The 14,649-nt window shown below is 45.7% G+C and carries 18 protein-coding genes; 11 read left to right on the plus strand and 7 right to left on the minus strand.

The annotated features are described in order from the left end of the window. Nucleotides 1-3: 3 nt before the first annotated feature. The gene (gene mltG / locus CL55_RS05450; RefSeq protein ID WP_237150467.1) at nt 4-1,047 is read right to left on the minus strand and encodes an endolytic transglycosylase MltG; all 1,044 of its coding nucleotides are present in this window, start codon (nt 1,045-1,047) and stop codon (nt 4-6) included. A 49-nt stretch (nt 1,048-1,096) separates the two neighbouring features. On the opposite strand from mltG, the gene ygfZ reads away from it, so the two are divergent. Beyond that, entirely contained in the window at nt 1,097-2,104 is a 1,008-nt protein-coding gene (gene ygfZ, locus CL55_RS05455) for a CAF17-like 4Fe-4S cluster assembly/insertion protein YgfZ (RefSeq protein ID WP_046330189.1), read from the plus strand. Between the two features lie 27 nt (nt 2,105-2,131). After that, the gene (locus CL55_RS05460) at nt 2,132-2,989 is read left to right on the plus strand and encodes an NRDE family protein (RefSeq protein ID WP_046330190.1); all 858 of its coding nucleotides are present in this window, start codon (nt 2,132-2,134) and stop codon (nt 2,987-2,989) included. Nucleotides 2,990-3,007: 18 nt separating this feature from the next. On the opposite strand, the gene CL55_RS05465 is transcribed toward CL55_RS05460, so the two are convergent. Continuing rightward, nucleotides 3,008-3,493, minus strand: coding sequence for a PaaI family thioesterase (locus CL55_RS05465; RefSeq protein WP_046330191.1), 486 nt, complete (start codon nt 3,491-3,493; stop codon nt 3,008-3,010). Nucleotides 3,494-3,548: 55 nt separating this feature from the next. On the opposite strand from CL55_RS05465, the gene CL55_RS05470 reads away from it, so the two are divergent. The 8 genes from CL55_RS05470 to CL55_RS05505 all read left to right on the plus strand — a co-directional run bounded on the left by CL55_RS05470 (nt 3,549) and on the right by CL55_RS05505 (nt 9,068). After that, the gene (locus CL55_RS05470) at nt 3,549-5,015 is read left to right on the plus strand and encodes a protein adenylyltransferase SelO (protein WP_046330192.1); all 1,467 of its coding nucleotides are present in this window, start codon (nt 3,549-3,551) and stop codon (nt 5,013-5,015) included. 17 nt (nt 5,016-5,032) lie between these two features. Next, nucleotides 5,033-5,446, plus strand: a complete 414-nt coding sequence (msrB, locus tag CL55_RS05475) for a peptide-methionine (R)-S-oxide reductase MsrB (RefSeq protein WP_046330193.1) — start codon at nt 5,033-5,035, stop codon at nt 5,444-5,446. Between the two features lie 27 nt (nt 5,447-5,473). Next, complete coding sequence (locus CL55_RS05480) at nt 5,474-6,022, plus strand: septation protein A (protein WP_046330194.1); 549 nt, start codon at nt 5,474-5,476, stop codon at nt 6,020-6,022. Further along, nucleotides 6,019-6,303: a BolA family protein gene (locus CL55_RS05485; protein ID WP_046330195.1), complete on the plus strand. Its 285-nt coding sequence runs from the start codon at nt 6,019-6,021 to the stop codon at nt 6,301-6,303. The genes CL55_RS05480 and CL55_RS05485 overlap by 4 nt, the downstream gene beginning before the upstream one ends. 49 nt (nt 6,304-6,352) lie before the next feature. Beyond that, nucleotides 6,353-7,147 (plus strand): peptidylprolyl isomerase, encoded by a 795-nt coding sequence (locus tag CL55_RS05490; RefSeq protein ID WP_046330196.1) that lies wholly within the window; start codon nt 6,353-6,355, stop codon nt 7,145-7,147. A gap of 99 nt (nt 7,148-7,246) precedes the next feature. Further along, nucleotides 7,247-7,633, plus strand: coding sequence for a lactoylglutathione lyase (gene gloA, locus CL55_RS05495; protein ID WP_046330197.1), 387 nt, complete (start codon nt 7,247-7,249; stop codon nt 7,631-7,633). Between the two features lie 17 nt (nt 7,634-7,650). Then, a complete protein-coding gene (locus tag CL55_RS05500; RefSeq protein WP_046330198.1) occupies nt 7,651-8,823 on the plus strand; it encodes a GNAT family N-acetyltransferase in 1,173 nt (390 codons plus the stop codon). After that, a complete protein-coding gene (locus CL55_RS05505; RefSeq protein ID WP_046330199.1) occupies nt 8,820-9,068 on the plus strand; it encodes a DUF1289 domain-containing protein in 249 nt (82 codons plus the stop codon). Before CL55_RS05500 ends, CL55_RS05505 begins: the two co-directional genes overlap by 4 nt. A 5-nt stretch (nt 9,069-9,073) precedes the next feature. Here CL55_RS05505 and CL55_RS05510 read toward each other — a convergent pair whose 3' ends face one another. Together CL55_RS05510 and CL55_RS05515 are read right to left on the minus strand one after the other, a co-directional pair. Next, the gene (locus CL55_RS05510) at nt 9,074-10,681 is read right to left on the minus strand and encodes an ABC-F family ATPase (RefSeq protein WP_082091955.1); all 1,608 of its coding nucleotides are present in this window, start codon (nt 10,679-10,681) and stop codon (nt 9,074-9,076) included. Nucleotides 10,682-10,783: 102 nt separating this feature from the next. Then, entirely contained in the window at nt 10,784-11,494 is a 711-nt protein-coding gene (locus CL55_RS05515; RefSeq protein ID WP_046330200.1) for a queuosine precursor transporter, read from the minus strand. A 99-nt stretch (nt 11,495-11,593) separates the two neighbouring features. Between CL55_RS05515 and CL55_RS05520 the strand changes: the two genes are divergently transcribed. Further along, on the plus strand, nt 11,594-12,772 hold the full coding sequence (locus CL55_RS05520) for an acyl-CoA dehydrogenase (protein ID WP_046330201.1): 1,179 nt from the start codon (nt 11,594-11,596) through the stop codon (nt 12,770-12,772). Here the strand turns inward: CL55_RS05520 and mnmH are convergent. The 3 genes from mnmH to CL55_RS05535 are packed head-to-tail and all read right to left on the minus strand — an operon-like array spanning nt 12,769 to nt 14,644. Further along, nucleotides 12,769-13,842, minus strand: a complete 1,074-nt coding sequence (gene mnmH, locus CL55_RS05525; protein ID WP_205621253.1) for a tRNA 2-selenouridine(34) synthase MnmH — start codon at nt 13,840-13,842, stop codon at nt 12,769-12,771. The two genes, CL55_RS05520 and mnmH, sit on opposite strands and share 4 nt — an antisense overlap. A 9-nt stretch (nt 13,843-13,851) precedes the next feature. After that, nucleotides 13,852-14,271, minus strand: a complete 420-nt coding sequence (locus CL55_RS05530; protein WP_046330202.1) for an acyl-CoA thioesterase — start codon at nt 14,269-14,271, stop codon at nt 13,852-13,854. Between the two features lie 28 nt (nt 14,272-14,299). Continuing rightward, nucleotides 14,300-14,644 carry a protein tyrosine phosphatase family protein gene (locus CL55_RS05535; RefSeq protein WP_046330203.1) on the minus strand — a complete coding sequence of 115 codons (345 nt, stop codon included), beginning with the start codon at nt 14,642-14,644 and terminating at the stop codon, nt 14,300-14,302. Nucleotides 14,645-14,649 lie beyond the last annotated feature (5 nt).

Below are 14,649 nucleotides of genomic sequence, written 5' to 3' on the forward strand. Positions count from 1 at the left end.
CGATTACTGTGGCTTTGCTTGAGTGGAAGAATTGCGTTTACGTTGAAATTGATCAACTGCGCTTTCATGCTCTTTATAGGTTTTGGAGAAATGGCTAGTGCCATCGCCACGCGCCACAAAATACACCGCATCACTTTTTGCCGGATGAATCACAGCAAGGAGGGACTCCTTACTCGGCATAGCTATTGGCGTTGGTGGCAAACCCTTGTTCATATAAGTATTGTAGGGACTGTCCTTGCGCAAATCTGCTTTTCGAAGATTGCCATCAAATTTAGGGCCAATTCCGTAAATGACGGTTGGATCGGTCTGTAAAGGCATCTTCAAATTGAGGCGGTTAACGAAAACCGCTGAGACCAAAGACCTATCGCTTGAGCGCCCCGTCTCTTTTTCCACAATTGAGGCCAAGATCAGCAGCTCATAAGGAGTTTTTAAGGGTGTGGCAGGGTCCCTTTGCTCCCAAGCAGTATTTAGCTGCTTTTGCATGGCTTTGGAGGCCCTTCGATAGATTGAAGTATCTGAATCATCTGGGTCAAAAATATAGGTATCTGGATAAAAGAGCCCTTCATCGCCTGGGTAATTGAGTCCAAGGGTCATCAACAGCTCTTTGGAGCTCATACCTTTAGTTTGATGAATTAGCGCGGGATGTTGATCAATCAGGTTTCTCAGTTGCCATATGGTCATACCGGGAATGATGGCTACACTCTCTCTAACTCGATCACCACGGGCTATCTGCAACAAGATATTTCCTAAGCTGGCGCGAGGAGCTAACAGATAGGTTCCCGGTTTTAACTTAGAGCCAACTAAAAGTGCTCTTGCTGCCACTTGTAAGGTAAATACATTTGTAAATACTCCCTGCTCTGATAACTGACCTGCAATTGCAGATAGGCCAGATTGGGGAGTGATCTTGACTTTGTAGGCAGATCCCTTATCAACATTTGATGTGGCAGGAACAACTGGCCATAGAAAGATGGCTCCGTACAATATCAGCGGTAAGGAAATGAAGATGAGGGTACAGAATTTCCACACCCCACCTTTTGAGGAATTCATAAAAAGACTTTTCTGAAATTTTCTGCTCATCAAGCTATGATAAAAGCTCATGACGATCAGCACAGAAAACGCCACAATGCCTGCCTCCAGCCTAAACCATGGATTTCCCCCTCTGGCCCATTGGGGCTTGATCTTGGTTGAGGGGCCTGATGCCGCACCCCTTTTACAAAGCCAATTAAGCAACTCCGTGCTTAGCCTCAAGCGCACTATGCCCGGTGATATTGCCTATGGTTCAGATTCGGTTCGATTAGTTGGCTATTGCAGCCCCAAAGGACGCCTTCTCTCTAGTGCTTGGCTTGGCTTGTTTCCAGAATCGGTTGATTCGGACGACCGTTTTGCCCTTTTTGTTTCCAAAGATATTGCAGCGAGCACTGCAAAACGATTATCAATGTACGTATTACGCTCAAAAGTAAAAGTAGTCGACGCCTCAGATGACTGGGAAGTTTTTGGTGCTTATCAAAACGAGGATGCTAGTCAATCAACCAATCCACCTCAAGACTCTCTCGCCTTGCGCATGCCTGATGTGCTGGTTCAAGGCCAATCTTTTCAGCGCACTCTGATTGCTCAGAAAAAGGTGAGGCCAACACCTTCATCAATAGATCAGGCCTCACTAGATCAGTGGAATTCTTTAGAAGTATTGAGCGCCATTCCCAGAATTGTCTTGGCAACTCAGGAACAATTTGTTCCGCAGATGATTAACTTTGAATCCGTTGCTGGCGTGGATTTCAAAAAAGGTTGTTATCCGGGTCAAGAAATTGTTGCTCGAAGCCAATACCGTGGTGCAGTAAAACGTAGGCTCCAACTCGCGCATATCGATACCAGCTTAACTGCATTGGAACTGGCTAAACCCGGCGTGGAATTATTCCAAGAAAGTGATGCTAGCCAGCCATGTGGCATGGTGGTGCTGGCTGCTCCCAATGCAACAAATTCTGCACGCATCGATCTTCAAATTGAATGTAAGCTGGATGCCCTTGAAATTGGAGCAATCCATCTTGGTGCAAATGATGGGCCGGTCTTAATACCAGATTCTCTCCCCTACCCCTTATTAGAAATTTAATCTCATTCCGATTCCACTCATATTGCTATGTGCTTAATTCTCTTTGCCTGGAAATCTCATCCAGACTATCCTTTGGTAGTTGCGGCAAACCGGGATGAATTTTATGAGCGCGATACTGATCCTATGGGATGGTGGTCTGAGCACCCTCATGTATTAGCTGGTAAGGACCGAGCGGATGTATTGGGCAGCCCGGGAACTTGGTTGGGCTTCACCAAGACGGGGCGTTTTGCTGCGTTAACTAATGTCAGAGCGCCCAGTGAAAAAAATCCTGATGCGAGAACTCGTGGTGAACTCAGCCTGCACTATCTTACGGGTCAGCATAAGCCTCAGGCTTACATCCAAGAGAATGCAAAACGGTTTGAGCTATACAACGGATTTAATCTACTGATGGCTGATCTGAGCGATCCAGAGAATGCAGAAATGCATTGGGTAAGTAATCGCCTCATGATGGGTCAAAGTATCCGCCCCAGAAAAGTTTTTCCTGAGCAAGCACTAAGCCCTGGAGTCTATGGCCTATCAAATGCAATGCTCGATACACCATGGCCCAAAGTAAATCACCGGGTAGCGGCGTTCGCTCAAACCTTGGCAATGGACAGTGGACAACTCAAAAATGCAGATCACTACCTGCGCTTATTGGCAGATACTCATGAAGCAAGCCCACAAGAGCTTCCGAATACCGGCGTTAGTCCAGATTGGGAAAAAGCTTTATCTGCTGCGTTTATTAAGACTCCAAGCTATGGAACGCGTTCGAGCACTATTTTGCGTGTTCGCAAAGATGGTCAGTTTGAGATGGTGGAAAGACGATTTGATGCCAATGGCACTGTAGGTCACGATGTTGTTACCGGTGCGCTTACTGCTGCACCGGGATCCAACCTTTCGGTATAGACGACTAATCAGCGTAAATTATTTTTGCTGACGGGAGTCCTCATTGATGACTCGTTCGCCATCCGCATTTTTACTTGCCAGTCGCTTGATAAACTGAAACGTCCCGGTTGACATGCAGCAGATCTCGCCCTGATCGTTGTAGAGTTTGGCCTCGCAAAAAGCCATCGTGGCTGTGCGGCGTACGGTATCCGCTTTTACACGCAAGATGCCATTAGCAGCCTGCATGAAGTTATTTTTCATCTCCACGGTCACAACACTACGATCACCAGGATCACTTGAGCGTGCAGCAACGGCCATGGCAACATCCATCAGTGTGAGCAAAACGCCACCATGAGCCACATCCCAAGTATTGGTATGCTCTGGCTTGAGGGCTAGGAGTATTTCGCCTTTACCCATTTCGGCAGTGATTAGCCGCACCCCTAGAAGCTTTAAAAAGGGAACGTTAAGCTCTTCGCCTAGGTTGGCAAGTTGAGTTTCTACATTGAGTTGTACTTTATTTGTCATAGGGTCATTTTAGAGGCTTCTGCGACGCTTGTGAATTACCCATAGAATACAAAATATGCCTTTTACGCTCCGTGGCGACGATGTATGCCAGTTAACCCCACCTACCCCTATATCTGATCCCTACTGGGTTGCGTTTTCAGCATCCGCCGCCGAACTAATACACCTTGAACTCGGAGCCACTGGCTTACCCAAGGATCCTGATTGGCTTGAACTTTTAGCGGGAAATCAACTCAATGTCGGTGAGCTCACTTTCTCCAATCCGATTTCAACTGCCTATAGTGGTCATCAATTTGGCTCATGGGCAGGTCAATTAGGTGATGGTCGTGCCATCTTGCTGGGTGATATCAATCAGCTTGAGCTCCAACTGAAAGGGGCTGGAAAGACCCACTATTCCAGAATGGGTGATGGTAGAGCCGTCTTAAGATCATCCATACGCGAGTTCCTCTGTAGCGAAGCAATGCATGCCTTAGGCATACCGACCAGTAGAGCCCTTTCGGTAGTTGGATCAAAGCAGCGCGTAATTAGAGAAACGGTGGAGACCGCAGCAGTGTGTTCGCGCATTGCCCCAAGTTTTATTCGGATCGGCCACTTTGAACACTTTGCCTCACTTCAGAATATTGTCCGTCTCAAAGAGCTGGCTGATTTGCTGATGAGCGAATTCTATCCAAAGTGCCTTACTGAAAAAGATCCCTATTTAAATCTATTTAAAGAAATCAGTGCCCGCAATGCCAAATTGGTTGCTCAGTGGCAATCGGTAGGATTTTGTCATGGCGTCTTAAATAGTGACAACATTAGTGCACTTGGTCTCACGATTGACTATGGCCCATTTGGATTTCTGGATCAATTTGAAATAGATCATATTTGCAACCATAGTGATCATGGTGGCAGATACGCCTATCATCGCCAGCCACAAATCATGCATTGGAATATGGCCTGCCTTGCTAGCGCCATGCTTCCCCTGCTAGAACTAGAGCATTCAACGGAAGAATCCCAAGCTCTTTTACGTACAGCGCTCGAAGAGTTCCCAGTGGTTTATGCAAAGGAATGGCAGCAAATATTCCGCTCTAAATTGGGCCTGCAGTTAGAGCAAGATGGTGACATTGAGCTCATCGAGCGCCTCTTGCAGGCAAAGCATGATTCAAAAGTAGACTTCACAACGTTCTTCCGAAATCTCAGTAATGTTCGAAAAGATTTTCAGCCAATGGATATTACTCAAAGAAATGAATTTATTGATCGTGAGAGCATTGATCAATGGTTTGCCGACTACATCCAAAGACTTCAATCTGAGGTATTGAGTGACGAAGCCAGAAAAAAAATGATGGACCAAGTCAATCCTAAATATATCCTCAGGAATCACCTTGCACAAACTGCAATTGAAAAGGCACAACAAGATGATTTTTCTGAAATCGAACAATTACAGCTCATACTCAGCAAACCTTTTGACGAGCAAGAGGCTTTTGAAGATTATGCGAAACCGCCACCCGTCGACATGCAACGTATAGAAGTCAGCTGCTCCTCATAACCTACTACCTTTGAGCTATGAACAAGAAAACAGATCAAGAATATAAAAAATCACTGAGCGATATTCAATATCGAGTAACCCGAGAGGCTGCAACAGAAAGGCCGTTTTCTGGTGAATTCTGGGATCACTGGACTGCCGGTCAATATCGCTGTATTTGCTGCGATACCCCACTATTTCAATCTTCAAGCAAGTTTGATGCTGGGTGTGGCTGGCCTAGCTATAACGCACCAGAAAATAATGAGGTCATTACTGAAATTCGGGATGTAAGCCATGGAATGATTCGCACTGAGGTGCGCTGCACTGCATGTGATGCCCATTTAGGACATGTATTTGAAGATGGCCCACAACCTACTGGGCTGCGCTATTGCATCAATTCAGCATCCTTAGCATTTGAACCTTCTGAGAATGCCGCCCCAATTAAAGCGGAATAGCTTATAAATAGCTGGATAATCAAGCCCATGAAATTTCTATTTGACCTATTCCCGATCATCCTTTTTTTTGTCGCCTTTAAATTTGGTGATATCTACACTGCAACTATCGTAGCGATGGTGGCTACCATTAGCCAGATACTCTGGGTGTATTACCGACATCGTAAGATTGACGCTATGCAGTGGGTCAGCCTTGTCATGATTCTGGTATTTGGCAGCCTTACCATTTTCTTGCACGATAAGACTTTTATTCAACTTAAACCCACTGCGCTTTATTGGCTATTCGCAGCCGCACTATTTATTAGCGCTCAATTTTTTCAAAAAAATTGGATTCAAGTGTTGATGGGCAAGCAAATTACTCTGAAAGAGCCCAGATCAAAATCAGTTTGGCATCAAGTGAATGTGGCCTGGGCAATATTTTTCTTTTTTATGGGCGCCCTCAATCTCTATATTGCCTTTGAGTACTCAGAAGAAACGTGGGTCAACTTTAAGCTCTTTGGCAGCACTGGATTGCTAGTTGTATTTGTGATTCTTCAAGGGGTTTGGCTTACTCGTCACATGGAGCACCCTGCAGAATGAATATCAACCAAGCACGAATTACCCGATTTGAATCTGATCTCAGGTCAGCATTTCAGGTAGGCCATTTACATATTGAGGATGAAAGCCATCTTCATGCAGGTCATGCTGGTGCCGCTTCTGGCGGAGGTCACTTTAAACTGACCATCGTCGCCCCCGAATTCGAGGGAATGACTAAGGTAGCCCGTCATAGGGCGATCTATGCCGCTTTAAATAGCCACTTTCCTGATGCAATTCATGCTTTGACCATTCTGGCATATACCCCTAGTGAAAGTACCCACTAAAGCAGATTGCTTTAAGATTCTTATTTACCAATATTTAAATCCCTCACCTATGTTTAACACACGCCAAATTTTGACCATCAGCGCTATTAGTGCTGCGCTTTTCTCAACAGCCGTAATTGCCCAAAACGCAGCCATTGTTAATGGCAAGCCGATTCCGAAAGCGCAACTTGACAAATTGATTCAAAAATCAAATCAACCAGATAATCCGCAGGTGCGTGATCAGGCAAGAGAAATGCTGGTTACTCGTGAACTCATTTTGCAAGAAGCCAATAACCGTGGCATCACACAAAAAGAATCCGTACGAGACCAACTGGAGCAATCCAAGATGGGCGTGCTCATTGCTGCCGTGTTTGAGGACTTCGTTGAACGAGAAGGTGTTGCTGAGTCCGAACTAAAAGCTGCATACGAACAAGTAAAGGGGCAATACACCGGCAAGGAATACCACGTAGAGCATATCTTGGTAGAAAAAGAAGCGGATGCAAAAGCCATTACCGCTCAAATTAAGGCCGGGGGCAATTTTGCCCAAATTGCTAAAGAAAAATCAAAAGATCCTGGCTCTGCACCGAACGGTGGAGATCTGGGCTGGGTAAGCGATAAAGCGCTTGTCCCAGAATTTTCTAAAGCGATGGTGCAGCTCAAAAAAGGTCAAATTACAGACAAACCAGTCAAAACCCAGTTCGGCTGGCACATCATCAAGATGGATGATATTCGCGATGTCAAAGCGCCAAGCATGGAAGAAATCAAAGACCAGCTTAAGCAGATGATCACAGCAGATCAAAATTGGCAAAAAGCAAAGTTCTCTGAGTTGATGCAAAAGCTTCGTGCAAAAGCCAAGATCCAATAAGTAAATTGATTTTCTAACTTACTATCTTACGAACCCAGGCCAACCCCCTGGGTTTTTTCTTGGCTAACGAGAAACCCAAATTAGCTTTATATTGATAGGATGATGATTCTCCACACTATGCTCAGGGTCGGCAATATGACTCGTTCGATCGATTTCTATACCAAAGTTTTAGGAATGAACCTGCTCCGTAGCACGGAGAGGCCAGAGCAAAAATATTCTCTTGCGTTTGTAGGTTTCGGCAAAGGGAATGTAGATGGTCAATCTGAGATTGAGCTCACTTACAACCATGGTGTTGAGAGTTACCAGCTTGGTGACGCCTACGGACATATTGCGATTGGTGTTGCTGACGCCTATACCGCTTGTGAAAAAATTAAAGCTGCTGGCGGGAATGTAACGCGTGAGGCTGGTCCAGTCATGGGTGGTGATACCGTCATCGCCTTCGTCACAGACCCTGACGGCTACAAAATTGAATTAATTCAACGCTAGTATTTCTTTTAAGCTAGTTGAAGCAAAGCGCCCTCCAACTCCGAGTTATTGATAGTCTTTCGCAAATTGCTGAGGATGATTGGAATGCCCTGTTATCCCCGGAAGCAGGCCCATTTCTAAAGTATGCGTTTCTCAATACATTAGAAGTAAGCGGATGTGTAGGTGGCAATACTGGATGGCAAGTTGCGCACTTACTTGTTGAGGACTCTGATTCAAGACTGCTAGGTGCCATACCACTCTATCTAAAGCAACACTCCTATGGAGAGTTTGTTTTTGACTGGGCATGGGCTCAAGCCTATGAGCAAAACGGTATGTCTTACTATCCCAAAGCACTGTCTGCCATCCCATTTACTCCAGTACGCGGGCCCAGACTACTCGTAGCACAATCATCTGATAAGAGCGCAGTACAACAGACTTTAGTTTCTGGATTAAAAACACTGGTTAGTCAAAACGCACTCTCTTCTGCCCACGTCCTCTTTCCCGAGAGTAGTGAATTATTAGAGCTAGAGAAACAAGGATTTATGTTGCGTAACTCGGTACAGTTTCATTGGCAGAATACGGGTTACCAAGATTTTGAACAGTTTCTTGCAGACCTCACAATGAAACGTCGAAAAAATATTCGGCGGGAGCGTGCATCTGTAGCCATGCATAAAATAAGCTATCGACATATTTCGGGAGCGCAAGCCAGTAAAGAAGATTGGGCATTCTTTTATCGCTGCTATGAAAATACGTATATCGAGCATCGTTCATCCCCCTATTTAACGGAAGAATGTATTCAAACTCTTGGAAGAGATATGCCTGAGAATTTCCATCTCATCATTGCCATTCAGGATGAGAGGCCAATTGCCTCATCGTTGCTGGTAGTCGATCGCCCAAATTCAAAAGCATACGGGCGTTATTGGGGTGCAGTCGAGCATATCCCCTGCTTACATTTTGAATTGGCTTATTACCAAGCAATTGAGTATTGCATTCAGGAAGGCATTAGGATATTTGAAGGTGGCGCTCAAGGCGAACATAAGATGGCTAGAGGTTTCTTACCAACCACCCTGCAATCTGCGCATTGGATAGCAGATGCCGGTTTTTCCAATGCAGTGAAGCGTTTTTTAGAGCGTGAAAGTGAAGGCATGGCAGCTTATGTTGATGAGCTCGAGCAACGCATTCCTTTGAAATCGTCTAAAGTACAGCCATGACCGAATCAAATAATAATCCACCAGAACAAGCTGGAGCGAATTCTTTAGCTGTTGGTGATGATAGCTCTGACTCGCCTTGTATTGGAGTCTGCACCACGCTTTACGATGATGTCTGCCAAGGCTGTGGTCGTACCCTAGGCGAGGTCAGTAATTGGGTCTTCTTGAGTCAGGAAGAAAAGGATTCCGTCTGGAAACGCATTCGTGCAGAGGGCACTGCGATGCGCTTCCAACGTCAGGCCAAGTAAGCAATTTAGCCAGCTAAAGCTTGGCTCCGTAAATACTCTTCGTAGGTTCCTGAGTAGTCAGCAATCGTTCCATCCATCTTCACTTCAAGGATGCGATTAGCTAGTGCTGAAACAAACTCACGATCATGAGATACGAAAATGAGGGTACCTTCGTATTTCTCAAGAGCAATTTGCAGGCTCTCAATCGATTCCATATCCATGTGATTAGTCGGCTCGTCCATGGCAAGTACATTGTGCTTTTGTAGCATCAACTTACCCCAAATCATGCGACCCTTTTCGCCACCTGACAGTACTTTGACAGACTTACCGATGTCATCGCCAGAAAACAAGAGGCGACCTAAGGTGCCACGAATGACCTGATCGTCGTCACCAGTATTGCGCCATTCATTCATCCAATCCATGAGCAATTCGTCTTTTGCGAACATCTCAGTATTGTCCTGAGGCATGACGCCAACATTAGCATTCTCCGCCCACTTCACATCACCACTATCTGCTGAAATCCCGCTAAAGCGTTTGCTGAGAATAGTCTTTAGCAGCGTTGTCTTGCCAGCGCCATTCTGACCAATGATGGCAATCTTTTCACCAGCGCGGATGCCGATCTTAAAGTTCTTAAAAATTGGGCGGTCATATGCCTTGGAGAGCGCATTACACTCAACTGCCATATTGTGTAACTTCTTCTCAGATTCAAAACGAATAAATGGGTTCTGACGCGAAGAAGGTTTGATTTCAACAATTTCAATTTTCTCTAATTGTTTTTGACGAGAAGTGGCCTGACGCGCCTTCGATGCATTTGCAGAGAATCGGGCTACGAAAGCCGCTAATTCAGCAATCTTTTCCTTAGCTTTATCGTTGGAGCTCAGCTGTTGTGCACGAGCCTGAACAGAAGCCAACATGTAGGAGTCATAGTTACCTGGATAAACTTTCAGAGTACCGAAGTCCATATCCGCCATATGCGTGCACACCTCATTGAGGAAGTGACGATCATGCGAAATGATGACAATCGTGCTTTTAATTTGGTTCAGAATATCTTCAAGCCAATGAATAGAGTGAATATCCAAGTTATTGGTTGGCTCATCCAGTAGCAATACATCTGGATCAGAGAACAAGGCTTGCGCCAACAATACGCGCAATTTCCAACCCGGAGCCACGGCACTCATTGGCCCATTGTGTTGCTCAATCGGAATACCGATTCCCAATAACAACTCCCCTGCCTTAGCTTCCGCCGTGTAACCACCATACTCTGCATAACTGCCCTCGAGTTCAGCGGCCTTCATATAATCTTCGTCAGTGGCATCGGGATTTGCATAGATCGCATCACGCTCTGCAGCTGCTTTCCACATCTCTTCGTGGCCCATCATCACCACGTCGAGTACGCGCTGATCTTCGTAAGCGAATTGGTCTTGGCGCAACTTACCCAAACGAATACCAGGATCGAGGCTCACGTTTCCGCTGGTTGGCTCTAGCTCTCCACCCAAAATTTTCATGAAAGTGGATTTACCGCAACCGTTGGCGCCAATAAGGCCATAGCGATTACCGCCGCCAAACTTAACGGAGATGTTTTCAAATAGGGGTTTTGCCCCAAACTGCATGGTGATATTAGATGCGGACAGCACGGATGTATTTTTACTTTCTGATAGGTCAATTCGAGGATGCGGATGCAGGTTCTGCATCAAAGAGCATTATTTTAACGGCTTGCGGCTAAAAAATTCCGTAAATTAGACTTTCAGCTTAAATGGCGTGAAATCAGTATGAATATCGTAGTAATCCTGATTTTCCTTACGCTTGAGAAAACCAATCACCCAATAGGTTAAAGGGGTTGCTAGAACCTCCCAGGCAGTCTTAAGGACATATTGAGATGCCGCAACAGCCAAGACCTCATTTATAGGCCACAGACCGTAAAAAGCCAGCATATAGAACAGTGAAGAGTCGACTAATTCTCCGCAGGCGGTAGAGCCAATAGTGCGCATCCAAAGATGGCGCCCTTGGGTGAGGATCTTCATTTTGGCCAGGGTATAGCTATTTACGAAACTACCACAACAAAAAGCAATCATGGAGGCAAGTGCTATCCGCCAAGAATTACCAAATACCGTCTCCATGCCCTGCTGGTAGTTAGCCATGTAAGAGCCTGGGGCGACAGGCAAAGCAATCACTAGTTGGGCCATGATGGCAGCAAAGGCAAGTGCTGCAAAACCCGCCCAAACTGCACGGCGATCATAAGCGTAGCCATAAACCTCAGTCAAGATGTCGCCAAAGAAATAGGCGATCGGGAAAAAGAGGATTCCAGCGCCGAAGGTGACGTTGCCAAAATAAGGCAAATCTAATGTGGCAGCCTTACCGGCACCAATAAAATTGGAGCACAGCAGAACCACCACAAAGGCAGCCAATATCAGGTCGTAATATCGATGGTGACGTCTAGGTGCGTCCATATGTCTAGAAAAATGGATAATAGGATAAAAGCATATCCGCATTCTTGAAAATTGACAGAGCGCTGATTAAACCACCCCCCTATAGGATCATTAAGAACCATGAGCAAAGCTAGTTTTAATTGGGCCGACCCCCTTCTCCTTGATACACAACTGACAGAGGATGAGCGCATGGTGCGTGATGCTGCTGCTGAATATGCACAAGGTCGCTTAATGCCACGTATTCATGATGCCTATCGCAATGAAACTACTGATCCCGCCATCTTTCGCGAAATGGGCGAATTAGGACTACTGGGCATCACCATTCCCGAGCAGTACGGTGGCGCAAATCTCAATTACGTTTCTTATGGACTGATTGCCCGTGAAATTGAGCGCGTCGATTCAGGCTACCGCTCCATGATGAGCGTGCAGTCTTCCTTAGTCATGGTGCCGATTAATGAATTCGGTAGCGAAGCACAAAAGCAAAAATACTTGCCTAAGTTAGCCACCGGTGAATGGATTGGCTGCTTTGGTTTAACTGAACCCAACTATGGCTCTGATGCGGGCGGCATGATCACTAGAGCCAAAAAAGTTCCCGCCGGTTTCTCATTGACTGGCTCTAAGATGTGGATCTCGAATTCCCCCATCGCTGATGTATTTGTTGTCTGGGCTAAAAATGATGAGGGCTTGATTAGAGGCTTCATTCTAGAAAAAGGCATGAAGGGTTTATCGGCACCTAAGATCAGCGGCAAGATGGGTCTACGCGCCTCCATTACCGGTGAAATCGTGATGGATGAGGTCTTTGTTCCAGCCGAAAATGAATTCCCAGAAATTACCGGCCTCAAGGGCCCATTTACCTGCTTAAACTCAGCTAGGTATGGCATTGCTTGGGGCACGCTCGGAGCTGCTGAGTGGTGCTGGTACGCAGCGCGTCAATACACTATGGATCGCAAGCAATTTGATCGCCCCCTCGCAGCAAATCAGTTGGTGCAAAAGAAGCTGGCCGATATGCAAACCGAAATTACCTTAGCGCTACAAGGCTGCCTACGTTTAGGTCGCATGAAAGATGAAGGCATTGCCGCACCAGAAATCACCTCCATCATGAAGCGTAATTCTTGCGGTAAATCTTTAGATGTTGCTCGTTTAGCCAGAGACATGCACGGTGGTAACGGCATCTCTGATGAGTATGGCGTAGTGCGCCATATGCTCAATCTAGAGGTGGTCAATACTTACGAAGGTACGCATGATATTCACGCCCTCATCTTGGGTCGTGCACAAACTGGAATACAGGCTTTTAGTTAAAGTCCAAGCTTGGTGATGAGGTCTTTTGCTGTTTTTGCAAAGGCTTCATCGCTGTCATTCTCAAGCTGCACAAAATGCTCTTCGCGATAGCTCGGAAAGTTACGAACAATTGAGGATTGGTAAGATGGGTCGTAATGCATCACCAATAACTCTTCTACCAAACTCTCAAAATCTCTCGCATCGATGGCCGCATGCCATTTGCTGATTTGCTCCTTGCCGTACCGAGATGTCAGCAAGCTCAGCTTTTCTTTAAAGCTTTCGGGGTTAGATAAGAAATGCTCATACTCTCGTAGCAACCAAGATACTCGCGTATGAGTGCTAGAACGAAGCTCAATACATTGCCCACCCCGAATGCGTTCCATCAGGGGATCCGGAATATGCACACCCCCTACCTTTTTACTTTCTGACTCAACAAATACTATCTTGGATGGATCTAAAGAATTCAATGCATTCCATAGATTGGTCTCAAAGCCTTTTTGTGAAGGCTGCTCTATATTGGGCTCATTACCCAGTACTGATCCACGGTGAATAGCCAAACTTTCTAAATCTAATATCTGTTGCCCAAGTAAACCAATTTCTTGGAGAATGCGTGTCTTACCGCTTCCGGTCATGCCAGCAATCACCTGAAAAGAAAAATCTTTAGCAGCTTGGTCGAGATCATTAATCACAACACGTCGAAATCCTTGATAACCACTTTGTAATTGCAGAGCTTTCCAACCAATACGATTGAGGATATGAGTAAAGGCACCACTTCGTTCGCCACCACGCCAACAATAAATTAAAGGGCGCCACTCTCGTGGAAAATCAATCAGGGAGTTTTCTAAATGATTGGCAATATTGCGAGAGACATAAGCAGCGCCGAGTTTCTTAGCAACAAATGGCGATGCTTGCTTGTACAGCGTTCCAATCTCAATACGCTCTTCATTGCTCAGGACCGGAAGATTGATTGCGCCAGGGATATGATCTAAGTCAAACTCCGCTGGTGTCCTTACGTCAATAATGGCATCAAACTCAGGCAAAGAGGATGCCAGCATTTCAATACTGAGAATATGCGAGTTACTAGGTTGCAAAAAGATATCCTATTGCAGCTTAGAAAGTACGTGATCGGGCCAAGGTAAGGATTTACCCGACTTCAGATCGACCCACACCATAGTAGCGCCGCCAACAGCAGCCATCGTATCTGGCTCAGTAGTTAAAGCCATCGTAGTGAAAACATCCAAGCTTGAGCGCCCAATATTACCAATATAGGTTTTTAGAATGAGTTCACCTGGATAAGTGAGTTGTTGATGGAAGTTACAAAATCCATTCATCATCAACATAGATTCGTCACCAGGAGCAACGCTATATCCGAGGGATGTAATCCACTCTACCCTAGCCTGCTCCATATACCGAAAATACACTGTGTTATTAACATGTCCATATGCGTCCATGTCACCCCAACGAATCGGCATACACATCTCATGCACAAACTTTTTTTGTTCAGGAATCTCAATGCGCATGAATGCTTACTGAATAATCAATGAAGTATCAGCGAACTTGTAGAGCCATGTGATACAAATTGGTAGAGCGAGCACCAGAACGACAAAAGGCCAAAATTGGGCCCGGCATGGTCTTTAGTAAGCGTGCCATCTCAACTACTTGATCCGGCGTAAATGCACCGGGAATTACGGGCAAGAAGGCGTAGTTCAAACCCAAGGCTTCAGCTTGAGCCTGAATTTCTGCATTAGTGGGTTGGCTAGGACCACCCTCAAAATCTGGGCGATTATTAATAACACTTTTGTAGCCTTGTTTGACAATTTCAGCTAAGTGGCTTGGGTCAATTTGACCCAGGGTACCGAAATGATCAGTATGGCAAGCAATGGGAAGGCTCATCTAAA

Origin of the sequence: Polynucleobacter duraquae (assembly GCF_000973625.1) — a bacterium.
Taxonomy (GTDB): domain Bacteria; phylum Pseudomonadota; class Gammaproteobacteria; order Burkholderiales; family Burkholderiaceae; genus Polynucleobacter; species Polynucleobacter duraquae.

Excerpts from the sequence above, each read along its gene's own strand:
- mltG (WP_237150467.1), bottom strand. The coding sequence starts at position 1,047 with ATGAATTCCTCAAAAGGTGGGGTGTGGAAATTCTGTACCCTCATCTTC.
- ygfZ (WP_046330189.1), top strand. The coding sequence starts at position 1,097 with ATGACGATCAGCACAGAAAACGCCACAATGCCTGCCTCCAGCCTAAAC.
- CL55_RS05460 (WP_046330190.1), top strand. The coding sequence starts at position 2,132 with ATGTGCTTAATTCTCTTTGCCTGGAAATCTCATCCAGACTATCCTTTG.
- CL55_RS05465 (WP_046330191.1), bottom strand. The coding sequence starts at position 3,493 with ATGACAAATAAAGTACAACTCAATGTAGAAACTCAACTTGCCAACCTA.
- CL55_RS05470 (WP_046330192.1), top strand. The coding sequence starts at position 3,549 with ATGCCTTTTACGCTCCGTGGCGACGATGTATGCCAGTTAACCCCACCT.
- msrB (WP_046330193.1), top strand. The coding sequence starts at position 5,033 with ATGAACAAGAAAACAGATCAAGAATATAAAAAATCACTGAGCGATATT.
- CL55_RS05480 (WP_046330194.1), top strand. The coding sequence starts at position 5,474 with ATGAAATTTCTATTTGACCTATTCCCGATCATCCTTTTTTTTGTCGCC.
- CL55_RS05485 (WP_046330195.1), top strand. The coding sequence starts at position 6,019 with ATGAATATCAACCAAGCACGAATTACCCGATTTGAATCTGATCTCAGG.
- CL55_RS05490 (WP_046330196.1), top strand. The coding sequence starts at position 6,353 with ATGTTTAACACACGCCAAATTTTGACCATCAGCGCTATTAGTGCTGCG.
- gloA (WP_046330197.1), top strand. The coding sequence starts at position 7,247 with ATGATGATTCTCCACACTATGCTCAGGGTCGGCAATATGACTCGTTCG.
- CL55_RS05505 (WP_046330199.1), top strand. The coding sequence starts at position 8,820 with ATGACCGAATCAAATAATAATCCACCAGAACAAGCTGGAGCGAATTCT.
- CL55_RS05515 (WP_046330200.1), bottom strand. The coding sequence starts at position 11,494 with ATGGACGCACCTAGACGTCACCATCGATATTACGACCTGATATTGGCT.
- CL55_RS05520 (WP_046330201.1), top strand. The coding sequence starts at position 11,594 with ATGAGCAAAGCTAGTTTTAATTGGGCCGACCCCCTTCTCCTTGATACA.
- CL55_RS05530 (WP_046330202.1), bottom strand. The coding sequence starts at position 14,271 with ATGCGCATTGAGATTCCTGAACAAAAAAAGTTTGTGCATGAGATGTGT.
- CL55_RS05535 (WP_046330203.1), bottom strand. The coding sequence starts at position 14,644 with ATGAGCCTTCCCATTGCTTGCCATACTGATCATTTCGGTACCCTGGGT.